We start from the raw sequence: 16,906 nt of genomic DNA, 5'->3' as shown, positions 1-16,906 counted from the left end.
TGCCGCGACGGATCATCACAGGCGGTCGCGCCCCGGAGCCGGGTCTCGCGTACCTGCTCAGGGCCTCCTCCCGGTAGAGGCCACGCCTCATGACCAGTGCCATTCGATCCTCGCCTGCCGTCGCCGCCCGGCCAGCCACTCGGCGAAGGCGGCGCGGCCCGCGGCCGCCAGCGTCTCCGCGTCGTCCTCGGCCGGCCTGCGCTCCAGGACCGTCCCGCTGAGGTAGCCCTCCTCGCTCTCGCACGGGCCGACGACGGCGCCCGCGGGGGCGCCGCGCAGCTCGGCGGGCAACTCGCGGGCCAGACGCTCGCCGACGATCACCCGAGCCTCCCGGAGCTCCGGCAGGAGGACGAGCAGGTCCTGGGGAGAACTCGCCGCATACCTGTCCGCCGAGACCACCCAGACCGCCCTTACCCGGTCGAAATCGGCGCGGTGTGCCGCCAGGTATCCCGGCCCCAGCTCGCTCTCCTTGCGCCGCCGGAACCGCCTCCGCCGGGCGATGCCCGAGATGTAGGTCTCGAACATCTCGCCCGACATGCCGACCTCCTCAAGCCAGGCGAGGGTGGACGCCCGGTCCAGCAGGCCGCGTCCCCGGCGGAACTCGTCGGCCGCGACCTGCAGGTCCCCCGGGGTGAGCGGCTCGTCGTCGTCCAGCAGTTCGTTGAGAATCACGCACTGGTCGACGATCTCCTCGTACGGCGTCGCGTCCCGGCGCGACAGCGAGCGCAGCATCGTCAGGGCCTGGGCGACGGACAGGTGGACGTCGTCCACGGTCACCAGCCCTCCGGCCGCCCAGTGCGTGGAATGGTCGACCAGCCAGGGCACGCCGTCCTCCGGCGGCGCGCTCACCGCGACCGTGCCGCCCTCGGGATGCGCGAGCAGCAGATCGTAGTCGACCACCGGGGTCCCCGGCCGCACGTCGACGACGAGCTGGGCCGACAGGCCGGGGCGCTCGGCCGCCCAGGCGGCGGCCGTACGCCTGGCCTCCTCGACGTCGGGGCGGCGGCGGGGCAGGCTCCGCAGCAGCCGCACGCCGGACTCGACCGCCATGCCGAAGTCGCTCACCGCGCCCGCCTCCCCTCGTGGGCCGCCGCGAGCCAGCCGGCGATGGCGTCGCCGACCGGCAGCCCGGCGCGCTGCTCCGCGAAGCCCCAGGCGCCGTTCGGGTTGATCTCGAGGAACACGTACTCCCCCTCGGGGGTCAGGATGAGGTCGATCGCGCCGAAGGTCAGGCCCAGCGACGCGGTCAGCGCGACGCAGCGCGCGGCCACGGGCTCGGGAAGCTCGTGCGGGCTGTATCGCACCCGGTCGTCGTCGTAGTGGCGCCAGTCGTCCCTCGCGGTCCGGGACGCCCGGGTGTCGATCGCGGCGGCGAAGACGCTCTCACCGACCACGATCACGCGCAGCTCGACGTCCTTCGTCACGTAGGGCTGGAGAATGACCGGCTCGTGCCGGAGCCGATGCCGTGAGGTGAGCAGGCGCCGGGTGACGAGGGTCGTGTACGCGCGGTGGTCGGCCCCGTCGACGGTGAACGCGTCGGAGCTGATCTGCTTGGCGATCAGGCGGCCCGAGGCCCGCTCGTACGCCGGGACAAGCTCGGCCGGGTCGTTGGTGAAGACCGTCGGGGGCACGGTGAACCCCAGCTCGACCGCGCGGGCCATGTGAACGATCTTGTTGTGCGCGTGCCGCTCCACCTCACGCCGGCACGGCAGCCAGGGGACTTCGGCCAGCGCCCACACGCCGTCGAGCAGGAACTCCGCCTGCAGCTCGGCGTGCGCGCGATGAGTGGGGTCGGTCACGTTCCCGGCGCTCGCCGGGCGGTTCGGGCGTCTGCGCCAGACGGCCGTCACGTCGGCGAGGTCGATCCGCCCGTCCACGGTGTCGAGCACGACGCGGTGCCGGCCGCCGTCGAAGGCGGCGGTGATCCCGGCCCTCGCGGGGTGGTCTCCCGGGTCCCACCAGGTCACCGGCACCCCGCGGTGCTTCAGCTTGGGCAGGACCGCGTGGACCGCCTCGTCCCCCCGGTCGCTGAGTATCAGGATCACGTTCACTCCGGTCAAGCGCGGACGGCGGAGCGGGAGGTCCGCTCCGCCGTCCTGTGGGCGGCCCGCGGGTCGTCTCACCCGCGGGTCCCTATCAGCTCAGGTCAGCTGTTGACCCACTCGGCGGGCTTGCCGCCGATGTACCAGCTCACCGACCAGCGGCCGCCGCTGACCTCGCCGAGCTCAGCGTCGGTCAGCTCCGCGCCCTCGAACGGAATGTCGTCAATGCTGATCTTCGACATGATGTCGTCCTTTCTCGCCGCTCGCGCGGCCTTGCCTGGTCCCCCCGCAGCGGCGAGGATCCCCCGGATCTCCGGCGTTCCCGGGGCCGGTGATCGCTTACGGCGAAGACGCTACGGACGGCGTCTTGGACGTCACTTGCAGCCCGCTTGACACCTGCGCCACCTGGGTGACGCAGGAAAAGGGCCGGACACCCCTCGGGTGCCCGGCCCTTCCAAGCGCGTGCGGCTCAGCTCCAGGCGAGCATTCGGAGGGGGTCCTCCAGCATGGCGCCGACGTCGCGCAGGACGTAGGAGCCGAGCTCACCGTCGACCACGCGGTGGTCGAACGACAGCGCCAGGGTGGTGACCTTGCGGACCGCGAGCTGCCCGTCGACCACCCAGGGCATGTCCCTGATCTGGCCCACGGCGAGGATCGCCACCTCTCCCGGATTGAGGATCGGCGTGCCGGCGTCGACGCCGAAGACGCCGACGTTGGTGATCGTGATCGTGCCGCCGCTCAGCTCGGCGGGCTGGCACTTCCCGGCCCGCGCCCGCTCGGTGAGGTCGCCGAGCGCCCGGGCGAGGCCGGGCAGCGACATCGCGTCGGCGTCCTTGACGTTGGGCACGATCAGCCCCCGATCGGTGGCCGCGGCGATGCCGAGGTTCACGTAGTGCTTGACCACGATCTCCTCGCCGGTCCACGACGCGTTGACCATCGGGTGCCGCTTCACCGCCGTGATCAGGGCCTTCGCGACCAGGAGCAGCGGGGAGACCTTGACCTCGGCGAACTCGGGCAGCGTCCGCAGCCGCCGGACCGCCTCCATCGTCTCGGTCACGTCGACCTGGAGCCACTCGGTCACGTGCGGGGCCGAGAACGCGCTGGCCACCATCGCCTGCGCGGTCGCCTTCCTGACCCCTCTGACCGGGATGCGCTCCTCTCGCGCGGTCGTGTCGCGCCCGGCGGCCGGTGCGAGGGCGGGCGCCGCCACCGCCGCTTCCACGTCGGCCCGGGTGATCGACCCCCGGGGGCCGGTGCCCGTGAGGGTGGTCAGGTCCACGCCGAGGTCCTTGGCGAGCTTGCGGACCGGCGGCTTCGCCAGGACGCGCGCCCGTACGGACGCCCCGGAGCCGTTGCCGTGTGCCGCACCGACACCCCCTCCCGCGACGGCGGGGGCGGGGGCGGGAGCGGGAGCGGGAGCGGGAGTGGTCAGCGGGGGCGCGGCGGTCCGGACGGGCGGAACCGGCGGAGCGGACGCGGCGGGCGGAGCGGACGCGGCGGGCGGAGCGGACGCGGCGGGCGGAGCGGACGCGGCGGGCGGAGCGGACGACGCCGGTTTGCGGGGGCGGCGGCGGGTGGCGCTCGTCTTGACGCCGTACCCGACCAGCACCGGCTGGCGCTCCTCCTTCGGCTGAGCCTGGTGGGCCTCAGCGCGGTTCCGCACGTCCGGAACCATGTCGTCGGCCAGCGCATCCCGGCCCGCGCCGGCGCCGTCACCGCCCGCGCCGTCGTCCACCGCGATGATCGGGGCGCCGACGTCGACGGTCTGGCCCTCGCCGACCATCAGGGCGGACACGGTGCCCTCGTACGGGCACGGGAGCTCGACGACGGCCTTGGCCGTCTCGATCTCCACGATCGTCTGGTTGATCTTCACCGAGTCGCCCGGGGCGACGTGCCACTTGACGATCTCGGCCTCGGTCAGTCCCTCGCCCACGTCGGGGAGTCTGAACTCGCGCAGCATGGCAGATCCCTCCCCCTCAGTACGCGAACGAGCGGTCCACGGCGTCGAGCACGCGGTCCAGGTCGGGCAGGTAGTGGTCCTCCAGCCGGGACGGCGGATAGGGCGTGGAGAACCCGCCCACCCGCAGCACCGGCGCCTCCAGGCTGTAGAAGCAGCGCTCGGTGACGCGCGCCGCGATCTCGGCCCCGAAGCCGGTGTAGACCGGGGCCTCGTGGACGACGACGCACCGTCCGGTCCGCGTCACGGACTCGGTCAGGACATCCACGTCGAGGGGGTTGAGCGAGCGCAGGTCGACGACCTCGACGCTCCGCCCGTCCTCCTCCGCCGCCGCGGCGGCCTCCACGCAGGTCTTCACCATCGGCCCGTACGCGACCAGCGTGACGTCGCGGCCCTGCCGTACGGTGCGGGCGCGGTCGAGTGGCAGGCCGGGGGCGGCGAGGTCGACGTCGGCCTTGTCCCAGTAGCGGCGCTTCGGCTCGAAGAAGATGATCGGGTCGTCGCAGCGGACGGCGTCCTGGATCATCGTGTACGCGTCCGCCGGGTTCGAGCACGCGACCACCCGCAGGCCCGCGGTGTGGGTGAAGTACGCCTCGGGCGACTCGGAGTGGTGCTCGACCGCCCCGATGCCGCCGCCGCAGGGGATGCGTACGACGACGGGCAGCTTGAGCGTGCCGAGCGACCGCAGCGGCATCTTGGCGAGCTGGGTGATGATCTGGTCGGCGGCCGGGAACACGAACCCGTCGAACTGGATCTCGCACACCGGCCGGTAGCCGCGCAGCGCCAGGCCGATCGCCGTGCCGATGATGCCCGACTCGGCGAGCGGCGTGTCGATCACGCGGTCCTCGCCGAAGTCCTTCTGCAGGCCGTCGGTGACGCGGAAGACGCCGCCGAGCTTGCCGACGTCCTCTCCCATCACGAGCACCTTGGGGTCGTCCTCCATGGAGCGGCGGAGGCCCTCGTTCAACGCCTTGGCGAGAGTCAGAGTGGTCATCGCTCGAACCCCGCCAGGTAGGTCAGGTACTGCTCGCGTTCCTCGTCGAGGAGTGCGTGGGCGCCGGCGTACACGTGATCAAAGATAGCCCCGGGCGGCGGGTCGGGCAGCGCCAGGCACCGGCTTCGCACGTCCTTGCCGAGCGCGTCCGCCTCGGCGTCGATCTTCTCGAAGAACTCCTGGTCCGCGAGCTGGTTCTTGAACAGGTACGCCTTGACCCGCTCGATGGGGTCCTTCAGCTTCCACGCCTCCAGCTCGTCGGCGAGGCGGTAGCGGGTGGGGTCGTCGGAGGTGGTGTGCGCGCCCATCCGGTAGGTGAACGCCTCGATCAGCGTGGGCCCCTGCCCCTCGCGGGCGTTCTGCAGCGCCCGGCGGGTCACGGCGAGGCAGGCGAACACGTCGTTGCCGTCGACCCGGATCCCCGGGAAGCCGAAGCCGGACGCCCTCTTGTACAGCGGGATCTTCGACTGCTTCTCCAGCGGCTCCGAGATGGCCCACTGGTTGTTCTGGCAGAAGAAGACGACGGGGGCGTTGAACACCGAGGCCCAGATGAACGACTCGTTCACGTCCCCCTGGGAGGTCGCGCCGTCACCGAAGTAGACGATCGTGGCCGCCTCGGCGCCGTCGCGCTGGACGCCCATGGCGTACCCGACCGCGTGCAGGGTCTGGGAGCCGATGACGATCGTGTAGAGGTGGAAGTTGTGCTCGGCCGGGTCCCATCCGCCGTTGCTCACGCCGCGGAACAGGCCGAGCAGCTTGACCGGGTCGACGTCGCGGCACCAGGCCACGCCGTGCTCGCGATAGGTGGGGAAGGCCATGTCGGCGTCCGTGAGCGCCCGGCCCGAGCCGATCTGCGCGGCCTCCTGCCCGAGCAGGGACGCCCAGATGCCGAGCTCCCCCTGCCGCTGGAGCGCGACGGCCTCAAGGTCGATGCGGCGGACGAGGACCAGGTCGCGATAGAGGGAGCGGACCTCCTCCGCGGTCAGCTCGATGTCGTAGTCGGGATGCTCGACCCGCTCCCCTTCCGGGGTGAGCAGTTGGACGAGCTCCGGGGGTGCGTCTACACCACGAGGGGCGTCGGCTGTCACGTGCCACTCCTGTGCGTGTCGGGCCCCCGCGGGTGGGGTCACCCCCGCAGGAAGGCCGGGTCGTCTGGCGTACGGCCGCTGGGGTGGGCGACCGGGCGCATATGTGGACATCGTGGCAGAAGTCACACCCCGTAGCGCAAGACCCCGCCCGCCTGTCCACACTTCTCCGATTCCCGGACCGTGAGACGCCACACCCCCGGTGCCGGGGCCACAGGGGGCGAGGCGGCGGGGCGGCACTAGGCTTGACCCAGGCGGACCCCCGATACCGGCGGGCCTATTCGAACTGGAGGAACATCGTGGCGCGCGTCATCGTCGACGTCATGCTCAAGCCGGAGATCCTCGACCCGCAGGGCCAGGCGATCGCCCGGGCGCTGCCGCGACTCGGCTTCTCCGGGGTCGCCGGGGTGCGGCAGGGCAAGCGGTTCGAGCTGGAGCTGGACGGCCCGGCCGACGAGGCCGCGCTTTCGGAGGTCCGAAAGATGGCCGAAACCCTGCTCGCCAACACGGTCATCGAGGACTTCACGATCCACGTCGAGAGGTGAAGTGGCGCATTTCACACCACTATTGCCGCTGCTTATCAACCCCAAATGGGGCTTCGGTCCCTCTCGAACCCACCTATACGCCACGCCCTGATTAACAGGGACGTGATTTTGCGGTTAGCCCTGATTCATCGGGGAAGCCTACCTTGGTGACCTTCGACACCGGGGAGGGGTCCGGTGGATATTGAGTTCTCACTGGCGATGCCACGAGATGCGATCGGCATCCCGATGGTCCGCCGGGTGGTGGGAGACGCGCTCCGGTCTCTGGGAGTGACCGAGGAGTGCGTGTCCGACATACTCCTGGCTACGTCCGAGGCGTGCGCCAACGCGGTACGGCACGGTGGTCCCGCCAACCGCTACGAGGTCATGGCCACCATCGGCAACGGCCGCTGCGAGTTGCGCGTCGCCGACGAAGGCGAGGGGCTGCACATGATCCCCCGGCAGTATCCGCCGGCGGAGACCGAGAACGGACGGGGCATCCTGATCATGCGTGCCGTCGTGGACGATCTCTCGTTCGACATCACGCCCGGGCGCGGCACCACTGTGCGCCTGTGCAAGGAGCTCGACTGGGACGAGGACGCCATCGCCCATCACCTCACCCTCGATCGGCATCTCGCCGGGGTCTGAGGGCCCCGGCGACGCACCGCGCCGGGCCCGGGGACCCGGTGTGACGAGTGATCGGTAGTGGCCTCCGCGAGGGGAGCCCATTTGGCGGCTCCGATACCCTGAGGTGTACCGCCACTGACCGCCGTCCGGCACATGAGACGGTGGCGTGCGCCTTGGAGGGAAAACTGTCATGAGCGCTGCCCGGGTGGGCGTCGTCACCTTCCCCGGAACACTCGACGACCAGGACGCCGCGCGAGCCGTACGGCTGGCCGGAGCGGAGGCCGTGCCCCTGTGGCACGCCGACCACGACCTCAAGGGAGTCGACGCCGTCTTCCTGCCCGGCGGGTTCTCCTACGGCGACTATCTTCGCTGCGGGGCGATCTCCCGGTTCTCCCCTCTCATGACCGAGCTGATCCCGGCCGCCCAGGCCGGGCTGCCCGTGCTCGGCACCTGCAACGGCTTCCAGATCCTCTGCGAGGCGCACCTGCTGCCGGGCGCGCTGACCCGCAACGAGGGCCTCCACTACATCTGCCGTGACCAGCGCATCCGCGTGGAGAGCACGCGTACGGCGTGGACGACGGACTTCACCGACGGCCAGGAGATCGTGCTGCCGATCAAGCACGGCGAGGGCCGTTACGTCGCCGACGCCGACACGCTCGCGGCGCTGGAGAGCGAGGGCCGGGTGGTCTTCCGCTACGCCGGCGGCAACCCGAACGGCTCGCTCAACGACATCGCGGGCATCACCAACGAGGCCGGGAACATCGTCGGTCTCATGCCCCACCCGGAGCACGCAGTCGAGGACCTGACCGGCGCGCCCAGCGTGGACGGCCGGCACTTCTTCACCTCGATTCTCAAGAGGCTGGTGAACGCGTGAGCACCCTCGACAGCGTGAGGCGGGCGCAGGAGACGCCGGACGAGCGCCAGCCGTACGCCGAGCTGGGCATGAAGGACGACGAGTACCAGCGCGTACGCGAGATCCTCGGGCGCCGTCCGACCAGCTCCGAGCTGGCCATCTACTCGGTGATGTGGAGCGAGCACTGCTCCTACAAGTCGTCGAAGGTGCACCTGCGGCAGTTCGGGACCAAGGCGCCCAAGTCGGAGGCGCTGCTCGTCGGCATGGGCGAGAACGCCGGCGTGGTCGACATCGGCGACGGCTGGGCCGCCACCTTCAAGATCGAGTCGCACAACCACCCGTCGTACGTCGAGCCGCACCAGGGCGCGGCGACCGGCGTCGGCGGCATCGTGCGCGACATCATGTCGATGGGCGCCCGGCCGGTCGCGGTCATGGACGCGCTGCGCTTCGGCGGGGCCGACCAGCCCGACACGCGCCGTGTGCTGCCCGGGGTCGTCGAGGGCATCAGCCACTACGGCAACTGCCTCGGCCTGCCCAACATCGGCGGCGAGGTCGCCTTCGACCCCTGCTACATCGGCAACCCGCTGGTCAACGCCCTGTGCGTCGGCCTGCTGCGCAAGGACCAGATCAAGCTGGCCACCGCCCCCGGACCTGGCAACAAGGTCGTGCTGTTCGGCGCGCGGACCGGCGCGGACGGCATCGGCGGCGCGTCGGTGCTGGCGTCGGCCACCTTCGAGGACGAGTCGCAGGCCAAGCGGCCCGCCGTACAGGTGGGCGACCCGTTCATGGAGAAACTGCTGATCGAGTGCTGCCTGGAGCTGTACCAGGCGGACGTGGTCGTCGGCATCCAGGACCTCGGCGCGGCCGGGGTGTCCTGCGCCACGACCGAGCTGGCCGCCAAGGGCACCGGCGGCATGGAGGTCGACCTCAACCTCGTCCCGCTGCGCGATCCCACGCTGCGGCCCGAGGAGATCCTCATGAGCGAGTCGCAGGAGCGCATGATGGCGGTCGTCACACCCGACGACATCCCCGCCTTCATGGCGATCTGCGACAAGTGGGATGTTCCGGCGACCGTGATCGGCGAGGTCACCGACACCGGCAGGCTCGTCATGACGTGGGACGGCGAGGTGATCGTCGACATCCCGCCGGGCACGGCCGCCGACGAGGGCCCGGTCTACGAGCGTCCGTTCCACGAGCCCGCCGGGCAGGCGGCGCTCAACGCCGACGGTCCCGAGCGCCTGCCCCGGCCCGAGGACCTGCGGGAGACGCTGCTCACCCTGCTCGGCTCGCCCAACCTCGGGTCCAAGGAATGGGTGACCTCCCAGTACGACCGGTACGTCCGGGGCAACACGGTCCTCGCCCAGCCCGCCGACGCCGGCATGCTGCGGATCTCCGAGGTCATGCCGGGCGCCCAGGAGACCACACGGGGGATCGCGCTCGCCACCGACGGCAACGGCCGCTACGCGAAGCTCGATCCGTACACGGGAGCCCAGCTCGCGCTTGCGGAGGCGTACCGCAACGTGGCGGTGACCGGCGCGAAGCCGCTCGCCGTCACCAACTGCCTCAACTTCGGCTCGCCCGAGGACCCCGAGGTCATGTGGCAGTTCTCCGAGGCCGTGCGCGGGCTCGCCGACGCCTGCCGGACCCTCGGCGTCCCGGTGACCGGTGGCAACGTGTCGTTCTACAACCAGACGGGCTCGACCGCGATCAACCCGACGCCGGTGGTCGGCGTGCTCGGCGTGATCGACGACGTGGCGCAGCGGGTCAGGTCCGGCTTCACGGCCGCCGGCCTGCGCGTCCTCCTGCTGGGCGAGACCCGCGAGGAGTTCGGCGGGTCGGAGTGGGCGCACGTCGTCCACGGCCACCTGGGCGGCCTGCCGCCGCAGGCGGACCTGGAGGCCGAGCGTGGCCTGGCGGCGGTGCTGACCGAGGCGGCGGCCCGCGGGCTGCTGGAGGGCTCGCACGACCTGTCCGACGGCGGTCTCGCCGTCGCCCTGGCCGAGGCGTGCCTGGCCCAGGGCGTCGGCTGCACGGTGACCCTGCCGGGTGAGGACGCCTTCGTCGAGTTGTTCAGCGAGTCGGCCGCGCGGGCGCTGGTGTGCGTGCGGCCCGAGGCGTTCGAGGCCCTCGCCGACCTGTGCGCCCGCCACGAGGTTCCGTGCTCCGGGCTTGGCCTCACCGGCGGCTCCGCGCTCACGGTCGAAGGCGTCCTCGACGTCCCGGTCGAGGAGCTTCGCGAGGTCCACTCGTCCGCGCTCCCGCGCGTCTTCGGCTGATTCCGATTGAGTGAAAGGGCCCTTCCGGACGGACCGTCCGGAAGGGCCCGCTCGCCTTTTGTATGGCGTCAGACGGCGTTGACGTGGCAGGTGGCGGTCATCGTCTTGGACGGGTCGCTTTCGGAGGTAGCCGTGAGCTTCACCGTGGCGTGACGGCTGCCGCCCGCGGACTGCTGGGCGAAGACGGTGACGGTCTCCTTGCCGCCGAAGTCGACGGCCGCGAGGGCGTTGGGCGTGATCGTGGTCCAGCCGTTCCCATCGACCTCGGCCTTCAGCCGGTAGACGTCACTGTTCAGGTACGCGCTGACGTCCTCGGGGTGTTGCCCCTGAGCTGAGGCGCCCTTGCCGGTGTTGAACAGCGGGAAGCCGCACATCGACACGCCCTTCTGGGCGGCGGGGACGCCGGCGCCCGGCAGCAGCTTCACGCCGCGCTTCTGCGGGCCCGCGCCGTCGAGGGACCTGATCGCCACCGTGTACGACAGGGTCCCCTTGGCGTCGCGCTGCACGTCTGTGACGTAGAAGTGCAGGCGGTTGACCTGGTCCACGTACTCGTACTGGCTGCCCGAGTCGGTGCCCGCGTGGAAGAGGGCGTCGGCGAGCTGCCGGTAGTCGCCGATCGTGATCGGGACCTTGGTGCCGTCGGGCAGCACGTAGTCGGTCATGTTGATGTCCTGCGGATTGGCGTCGATCACCCACTCGAACGGCGCCCGGTCCTGGTTCTTGGTCTTGGCCAGGAGCACGCCGGAGTCGGGGGTGAAGGAGTCGCTGCCGATCCGGTCGACGACCTCCACTGTGTAGTTGTCGTAGCCGCCGCCGTCGCAGAGCGGGTCGGTCCGCTGGCTGCACGACCCGGTGGACTTGTCGCCGGTGTCGAAGGAGACGTTGACGCCGGTCAGCCGGCCCTTGCCCGGCTGGATCTCGCGTGCGGTCACCTTGGCGACCACCAGGCCGGAGTCGCGGAGCGCCTCGCGCGACAGGCGCAGGACGTTCTCCTCGTCGACGATGCCCAGCTTGATCTTGTTGCGCAGCATGTGCTGAGCGCCCATCGACGCGCCCGCCGTGGGCGGGATCAGCCAGCGGCTGTGCGGGCCGCCGGGGCCGTTGAAGCTGCCGCGGCTGAGCATCTCCCAGATGCCGGTGTAGGCCCGGACCGGCGGGTTGCCGTACGGGTTGTTGTAGTTGTCCAGGACGCCCAGGATGTGGCTGAACTCATGGGCGAAGACCCCCTGGCCGGAGCTCTCGGCCTGAACGGAGTCGACGCCGATGTTCGCGTTGGGCCAGAACGTCGAGCCGGCGGCCCAGGACGTCCAGTCCACGTAGCGGGTCCTGGACCAGTTGGGCAGGTTCGGGTCCGGCGGCCCGAAGTCGTCGGTGACGTCCTCCTTGGTGGGGAACTTCATCATGCCGAACTCCTGCCAGGTCGACGACTCGTCCTGACCGGCGCTCAGATAGAAGACGAAGTCGAACTGGGAGGTGACGTCCTGGCCGACGTCGGCGAGCCAGGCGGCCTTGCCGTCCGCGCGCAGGTTCTTGGTGCAGGTGTCCCCCGCCGGGCAGGCGTCACGCTGGTACTCCATCGCGTACTCGTGCGACTTGCCCGGCATGGTGTAGGGGCCGAAGGCGGTGAGGTCGACGCCGTACCTGCCGCCGGAGTCCTCCATCCAGTACTCGTGCAGGGTGTGGCCCTTGTTGAGCTGGTTGGGGGTGTTGAGGAAGTCCTGGTAGAACTTGGCGACCTGGCCACGGGGGATGTCGTGGGCCTCGGCGCTGGGGTTGCCGAAGACGGTCGAGTTCCGCGGCTGGGTGACCACGAACGGCTGGTTGGGATAGTCCACCAGCACAAGCGCGCCCTTGAAGGTGCGCGTCGACCCCTTCACGGCGGGGTTCGCCCAGTCGGTGCCCGGGATCTTCTTGTAGTCCGCCCACGTCATGTGGTCGGGGTTCTTCCAGTTCTGCGGGTCGATCGGCGCGACGACCCGGGACGCGCGGCCGCGCAGGTTCTGCGCCTCGTCCGGCTGGTCGCGCTGCCAGGGCTGGGTCTGGGGCCAGTGGTCACGACGCCAGGGGAGATCGGGGTCTCCGCCGGGGGCCGCGGAGGCGGGAGCCGCCGTAAGCGCGAGCGGGGCGAGCGCAATGGCTGCCACTATGCCCGGGAACAGCGTTTTTGAGAGTTTCACGAATTATGACGCTATAGAGACTATTGACGCAGATCATCGGTCACTTGTAGGGAAGACCAACGGGCCCTTCTCCTACAGATGTCGAAGCGTCCAGGTGGAGGCCGAGTGGTGGATCTGCAGCGAATCGTGGACGACCTCGCCCTTCGGCTCGAAAGACCCCTGCTGCTCGAGGACGGCCGCCAGCGCGTCGTCGCCTACAGCGAGCAGGACGGGCCGATGGACGACGTCCGCCGCCAGTCGATCCTGCGCCGCCACACCACTCCCGACGTGCGCGACTTCCTGCGCACGGCGGGCATCCACGAGGCGACCGGGCCGCTGCGCACGCCCGGCGCACCGGAACTGGGCCTGCTGCCGCGCGTCTGCGTTCCCGTACGGCACGACGGCCTGCCGCTCGGCTTCCTCTGGTTCATCGACGCGGCCCCGGCCATGACCGAGCCGGAGATCGCGGTCGCGGCGGAGACGGCGCCCACCCTGGCCCTGACCCTGTTCCACGAGAGCCTGGCCTCCGAACTCGCCTCGCGCCGCGAACTGGAGGCCGTCACCGGACTGCTGCTCCGCGAGCCCGACGCCGACAGGACCCTGATCGGGGCGGGCGCGTTTCCGCACGGCGCGCCCGTGACCGTGGCGGTCGCCCGGCCCACCGCCGGCGAGGCCGGCGAGACCCTGCGGCTGACGCTGGAACGCGGGCTGCTGGCCCTGCGGCGGCGCCTGATCAGGCATCATCCTCTTCACCTGGTGCGCTACGACCACGCCGTCCTGCTCACCGCGGGCACCGGCGCCTTCCCCGAGGAGATGCACGCCGCCCTCGGGACGCCCGTCCTGGTCGGGATCGGCTCGCCACGCCCCTCGCTCTCCCTCGCGGCCGAGTCGTACGAGGAGGCCTTGCACGCCGCCGAGATCGCCGCGAAGGTGCCGGAGTTCGGGCGCTCGGCCGAGTGGGGCCGCCTCGGCGTCTACCGCATGCTGTCCGGAATGCCGCACGGCAACCTCCACCCGGGGCTGGCACGGCTGCTGGACGAGGCCCAGCACCGGCCGCTGCTGGAAACTCTGGAGATCTACCTCGACCTCGCCGGCAACGCCCAGGCCGTCTCCCGCAGGCTCCGCCTGCACCGCACGTCGCTCTACTACCGGCTGCGGCGGGTGGAGGAACTGGCGGAGACCGACCTCAGGGACGGAGGAGAACGGCTGAGCCTGCATCTCAGCCTCAAACTCGCCCGCCTCTCCGGTCGCTACCGCCCCTCCACCCTCCCCGTGGACACCGAAAGCACCGGCCAGTGATATAAGGATGTATTATATTGCCAGCATGGCCTGGGAAATCACACTGCACGCCGAAGTGCATGCCTGGTTCCTCGATCTATGCAAGAACGACCCGCCCGTGGCGGAGAAGATCGAAGAGGCGCTGGACGAACTCGCCCTACAGGGCCCGAAGCTCGGCCGCCCTCTGGTCGATCGGATCCACCACTCGCGCGTCCTACACAACTTGAAGGAACTCCGCCCTCGTATACCCGGTAATAGTGAGATTCGCCTGCTGTTCGTCTTCGATCCCGCCAGGGAGGCGATCGTGCTGGTCGCCGGGGACAAGTCAGGAGAATGGAACCGCTGGTACCGAACGGCGATCCCCCTGGCGGAAGCACGCTATGCCACATACCGTGCCGAAGAGAAGGAGGAACTGGGATGAGCGAGTTCGTGAAGTGGTCCGACACCAAGGCCCGCATTCGGGAGATCGATCCCAACTGGGACTCGCCGGAACGGGTCGCCGCCCGGGAGGCCAGCCGCGAGCAACTACGGACCGAGTTGCGCGGGGCTCAACTGGCGGAGATGCGCAAGCGCCTGGGAGTGTCACAGAAGCTTCTCGCGGAACGGATGGGCGTGAGCCAGGCACGAGTCTCGCAAATCGAGCATGGCCAGATCGGCGGACTCGACACGCTCCGTTCCTACGTGGTGGCACTGGGAGGAAGGCTTGACGTGGTGGCCGACTTCGGAGATCACTCGGTGAAGGTCGCCTGAGGTTCCCCGATCACCACCCTGTCTCGCGGTGCCGCTTGGACAGCGAACGCCTTACTAATCGCATAACTCAGCAAGCATCGCCTGCTGCCGCTCGGGGCCGGTAGCTCCGGATATTCGGCCGGAGAGCCGACGAAGGCCCTTCCGGTAACCCCTCCGGAAGGGCCTTCGCAGTCGCCGTACGCCAACGCCTCATCGCGTACGGCAAGCATGGGCGGCACGCGCGCGGAGCCCTAGGGGCTCCACCGGCACGCTCTTACGAGATCTTGGTGCAGATGGCGTAGACGAGGCCGTTGTCGCCGCCGCTACCGCCGTTGCCCGTCAGCTCGACCTTCCAGCCGTTGCCGCTCATGTAGCTGCCCGTGACGGTCTTGCTCGAGCCGACCTTGTAGCCGCCGCCGGTGACCGTCTCACCCGCCGCGCAGGAGACGGATCCGCTGTTCCCCGAGATGAACGCGCTCGCCATCCGCGAGCTCAGGGTGGCGGCACCGCCGCCGGAGTCACCCTGGCCCTTGAGCCACTTCAGGAAGTCGGCCTCGTCCTTGGCGTTGCAGGCGCCCTTGTTCCAGATCTCGCAGGCGCTTTTGCCGTCCTCACCGGGCAGGCCGCGAGGACCGGTGTCGCCCTTGGCACCGGCAGGACCGGCGGGACCGGCGGGACCACGGTCGCCCTGGGCGCCCTTCAGACCGGTGTCGCCCTTGGGACCGGTGTCGCCCTTGTCCCCCTTGGGACCGGTAGCACCAGTGTCGCCCTTCGGGCCCTCCGGCCCGCGCGGACCCGCGGGGCCGGCGGGACCCTGCGGTCCGGTGTCGCCCTTGTCGCCCTTGGCTCCGGTGTCACCCTTCGGGCCCTGCGGACCCTGCGGGCCGCGCATGCCCTGAGGACCACGCAGACCCTGCGGACCCGCGGGACCCTGCGGACCGGTGCCGCCGATGCCCACCGGACCCTGCGGGCCGGTCTTGTTCCACGACACCTTGGTCTCGGTCGTCTTGCACGTGGTGGTCGCGTTCACCAGGCGCATGTACCGCGTGCTCTTGTTCACACACGCGTAGAACACGGCGTCACTCGCCGACGAAGCGGTGGCCGCGCCACCCAGAACCAGGACCGACCCAGCCAGAGCACCAGCCGTCATCAGGCCGATGGTGCGTCCGCCCGGCAACTTGATAGCCACGGAACTTCCCTTTCTGAAGCGCACGAAGTGCGCGGAAAACGCAAGTTGTGCATGTGATACACGCGCCAGGAGTTATGCCGGTTGTCGCGCCAAACATCACGTATGCGCATCTTCGCTACCGGTGAGTCCGAGCGGTCAAGAAATCGAGCCGGGACGCGGGCGTGGTGGAGCCCCCACGGACTCCACCACCTCTCATCGTCTTCAGTTGCCGCTGGTGGGGCTGGGAGTCCTCGACTGGAGGGCCGGCGTCTTGTCCTCGGCCTTCTTCTCGTCCTCGCCGGACTGGGAGGCGGCGTTGCCGCCACCGCCGACGGTGGCGCAGATCACGTACGCGGTGCCCTTGGTGCCGATCGATCCCTTGATCTCCCAGCCGGTCGGCTTGCCGCCCTCGATGATCGGGCCGTTGGTGAGGACCTCGCCGATGATGCTCGTGCCGCGGTAACCGCCTCCCGTGGCGTAACCGCTGCCACAGCTCAGCTTCACGGTGTTGTTCTTCAAGCCGAAGTTGAACTCCGCCTCCTTGTAGGAGATGCCGCCGACGCCCGAGTCGCCCTTCGGGCCCTCCGGCCCGCGCGGACCCGCGGGGCCGGCGGGACCCTGCGGGCCGGTGTCGCCCTTGGCGCCGTCGGCTCCCTTGGCGCCCTGGGGACCCTGCGGACCGGCGGGACCCTGCGGGCCGGTGGCACCCTTCAGGCCCTGCGGGCCGCGCATGCCCTGAGGACCACGCAAACCCTGCGGACCGGCGGGACCCTGCGGACCGGTGCCGCCGATCCCCACCGGACCCTGCGGGCCGGTCTTGTTCCACGACACCTTGGTCTCGGTCGTCTTGCACGTGGTGGTCGCGTTCACCAGGCGCATGTACCGCGTGCTCTTGTTCACACACGCGTAGAACACGGCGTCACTCGCCGACGAAGCGGTGGCCGCGCCACCCAGAACCAGGACCGACCCAGCCAGAGCACCAGCCGTCATCAGGCCGATGGTGCGTCCGCCCGGCAACTTGATAGCCACGGAACTTCCCTTTCTGAAGCACATGAAGTGCGCGGAAAACAGAAGTGATGCACGTGATACACGCGCCGTCGGATATAGGGGTTGTCACGTTAAACATCACGTATATGCATCTCCGCTATCAGTAAGCACGGATGGTCAAAAAACCCCTTTCTATGGCAGGGCAGCCTTCAGCGGCGCATCTGTCCGGTGAG

The 16,906-nt window shown here is 70.1% G+C and carries 16 protein-coding genes; 7 read left to right on the top strand and 9 right to left on the bottom strand.

Features of this window, described 5'->3' with window-relative positions; genetic code table 11:
* Nucleotides 1-87 precede the first annotated feature (87 nt).
* The 6 genes from HHX41_RS23055 to pdhA form a co-directional block, all read right to left on the bottom strand.
* The gene (locus tag HHX41_RS23055; RefSeq protein WP_182907679.1) at nucleotides 88-1,065 is read right to left on the bottom strand and encodes a TIGR04500 family putative peptide maturation system protein; all 978 of its coding nucleotides are present in this window, start codon (nucleotides 1,063-1,065) and stop codon (nucleotides 88-90) included.
* On the bottom strand, nucleotides 1,062-2,045 hold the full coding sequence (locus HHX41_RS23050) for an MvdC/MvdD family ATP grasp protein (RefSeq protein ID WP_182907678.1): 984 nt from the start codon (nucleotides 2,043-2,045) through the stop codon (nucleotides 1,062-1,064). The genes HHX41_RS23055 and HHX41_RS23050 overlap by 4 nt, the downstream gene beginning before the upstream one ends.
* A gap of 101 nt (nucleotides 2,046-2,146) precedes the next feature.
* Nucleotides 2,147-2,284: a putative ATP-grasp target RiPP gene (locus tag HHX41_RS23045; RefSeq protein WP_169981834.1), complete on the bottom strand. Its 138-nt coding sequence runs from the start codon at nucleotides 2,282-2,284 to the stop codon at nucleotides 2,147-2,149.
* A 227-nt stretch (nucleotides 2,285-2,511) separates the two neighbouring features.
* Nucleotides 2,512-4,002 (bottom strand): dihydrolipoamide acetyltransferase family protein, encoded by a 1,491-nt coding sequence (locus HHX41_RS23040; RefSeq protein ID WP_182907677.1) that lies wholly within the window; start codon nucleotides 4,000-4,002, stop codon nucleotides 2,512-2,514.
* Nucleotides 4,003-4,018: 16 nt separating this feature from the next.
* Nucleotides 4,019-4,993: an alpha-ketoacid dehydrogenase subunit beta gene (locus HHX41_RS23035; RefSeq protein ID WP_169981832.1), complete on the bottom strand. Its 975-nt coding sequence runs from the start codon at nucleotides 4,991-4,993 to the stop codon at nucleotides 4,019-4,021.
* Nucleotides 4,990-6,081, bottom strand: coding sequence for a pyruvate dehydrogenase (acetyl-transferring) E1 component subunit alpha (gene pdhA, locus HHX41_RS23030; RefSeq protein WP_310742129.1), 1,092 nt, complete (start codon nucleotides 6,079-6,081; stop codon nucleotides 4,990-4,992). The genes HHX41_RS23035 and pdhA overlap by 4 nt, the downstream gene beginning before the upstream one ends.
* A gap of 296 nt (nucleotides 6,082-6,377) precedes the next feature.
* Here pdhA and purS point away from each other — a divergent pair, with 296 nt between their 5' ends.
* The 4 genes from purS (at nucleotide 6,378) to purL (ending at nucleotide 10,355) form a co-directional block, all read left to right on the top strand.
* Nucleotides 6,378-6,623, top strand: a complete 246-nt coding sequence (gene purS, locus HHX41_RS23025; protein WP_169981830.1) for a phosphoribosylformylglycinamidine synthase subunit PurS — start codon at nucleotides 6,378-6,380, stop codon at nucleotides 6,621-6,623.
* Nucleotides 6,624-6,821: 198 nt separating this feature from the next.
* A complete protein-coding gene (locus HHX41_RS23020; protein WP_310742131.1) occupies nucleotides 6,822-7,247 on the top strand; it encodes an ATP-binding protein in 426 nt (141 codons plus the stop codon).
* A gap of 169 nt (nucleotides 7,248-7,416) precedes the next feature.
* The gene (gene purQ, locus HHX41_RS23015) at nucleotides 7,417-8,100 is read left to right on the top strand and encodes a phosphoribosylformylglycinamidine synthase subunit PurQ (RefSeq protein WP_169981828.1); all 684 of its coding nucleotides are present in this window, start codon (nucleotides 7,417-7,419) and stop codon (nucleotides 8,098-8,100) included.
* Complete coding sequence (gene purL / locus HHX41_RS23010) at nucleotides 8,097-10,355, top strand: phosphoribosylformylglycinamidine synthase subunit PurL (protein WP_169981827.1); 2,259 nt, start codon at nucleotides 8,097-8,099, stop codon at nucleotides 10,353-10,355. Before purQ ends, purL begins: the two co-directional genes overlap by 4 nt.
* Nucleotides 10,356-10,423: 68 nt before the next feature.
* Here the strand turns inward: purL and HHX41_RS23005 are convergent, their stop codons facing one another.
* Entirely contained in the window at nucleotides 10,424-12,532 is a 2,109-nt protein-coding gene (locus HHX41_RS23005) for a M6 family metalloprotease domain-containing protein (protein ID WP_310742128.1), read from the bottom strand.
* A gap of 108 nt (nucleotides 12,533-12,640) precedes the next feature.
* On the opposite strand from HHX41_RS23005, the gene HHX41_RS23000 reads away from it, so the two are divergent.
* Genes HHX41_RS23000 through HHX41_RS22990 form a run of 3 tightly spaced genes read left to right on the top strand, consistent with a single transcriptional unit; the run spans nucleotide 12,641 to nucleotide 14,539 of the window.
* On the top strand, nucleotides 12,641-13,810 hold the full coding sequence (locus HHX41_RS23000; protein WP_182907676.1) for a CdaR family transcriptional regulator: 1,170 nt from the start codon (nucleotides 12,641-12,643) through the stop codon (nucleotides 13,808-13,810).
* Nucleotides 13,811-13,835: 25 nt separating this feature from the next.
* Nucleotides 13,836-14,210 (top strand): type II toxin-antitoxin system RelE/ParE family toxin, encoded by a 375-nt coding sequence (locus HHX41_RS22995; protein ID WP_182907675.1) that lies wholly within the window; start codon nucleotides 13,836-13,838, stop codon nucleotides 14,208-14,210.
* On the top strand, nucleotides 14,207-14,539 hold the full coding sequence (locus tag HHX41_RS22990) for a helix-turn-helix domain-containing protein (RefSeq protein WP_182907674.1): 333 nt from the start codon (nucleotides 14,207-14,209) through the stop codon (nucleotides 14,537-14,539). Before HHX41_RS22995 ends, HHX41_RS22990 begins: the two co-directional genes overlap by 4 nt.
* A gap of 253 nt (nucleotides 14,540-14,792) precedes the next feature.
* On the opposite strand, the gene HHX41_RS22985 is transcribed toward HHX41_RS22990, so the two are convergent.
* Nucleotides 14,793-15,707: a collagen-like protein gene (locus tag HHX41_RS22985; protein ID WP_220504341.1), complete on the bottom strand. Its 915-nt coding sequence runs from the start codon at nucleotides 15,705-15,707 to the stop codon at nucleotides 14,793-14,795.
* 201 nt (nucleotides 15,708-15,908) lie between these two features.
* Nucleotides 15,909-16,715: a collagen-like protein gene (locus HHX41_RS41920; RefSeq protein WP_220504340.1), complete on the bottom strand. Its 807-nt coding sequence runs from the start codon at nucleotides 16,713-16,715 to the stop codon at nucleotides 15,909-15,911.
* Between the last annotated feature and the right edge of the window lie 191 nt (nucleotides 16,716-16,906).

Origin of the sequence: Microbispora sp. H13382 (assembly GCF_014161445.1) — a bacterium.
Classification (GTDB): Bacteria; Actinomycetota; Actinomycetes; order Streptosporangiales; family Streptosporangiaceae; genus Microbispora.
This window is presented reverse-complemented; position numbering and strand designations above follow the sequence as displayed.

Bases quoted from the DNA above. Each gene is read 5' to 3' on its own strand.
- HHX41_RS23045 (WP_169981834.1), bottom strand. From the start codon at position 2,284: ATGTCGAAGATCAGCATTGACGACATTCCGTTCGAGGGCGCGGAGCTG.
- HHX41_RS23040 (WP_182907677.1), bottom strand. From the start codon at position 4,002: ATGCTGCGCGAGTTCAGACTCCCCGACGTGGGCGAGGGACTGACCGAG.
- HHX41_RS22995 (WP_182907675.1), top strand. From the start codon at position 13,836: ATGGCCTGGGAAATCACACTGCACGCCGAAGTGCATGCCTGGTTCCTC.
- purQ (WP_169981828.1), top strand. From the start codon at position 7,417: ATGAGCGCTGCCCGGGTGGGCGTCGTCACCTTCCCCGGAACACTCGAC.
- HHX41_RS23020 (WP_310742131.1), top strand. From the start codon at position 6,822: ATGCCACGAGATGCGATCGGCATCCCGATGGTCCGCCGGGTGGTGGGA.
- HHX41_RS22990 (WP_182907674.1), top strand. From the start codon at position 14,207: ATGAGCGAGTTCGTGAAGTGGTCCGACACCAAGGCCCGCATTCGGGAG.
- HHX41_RS23035 (WP_169981832.1), bottom strand. From the start codon at position 4,993: ATGACCACTCTGACTCTCGCCAAGGCGTTGAACGAGGGCCTCCGCCGC.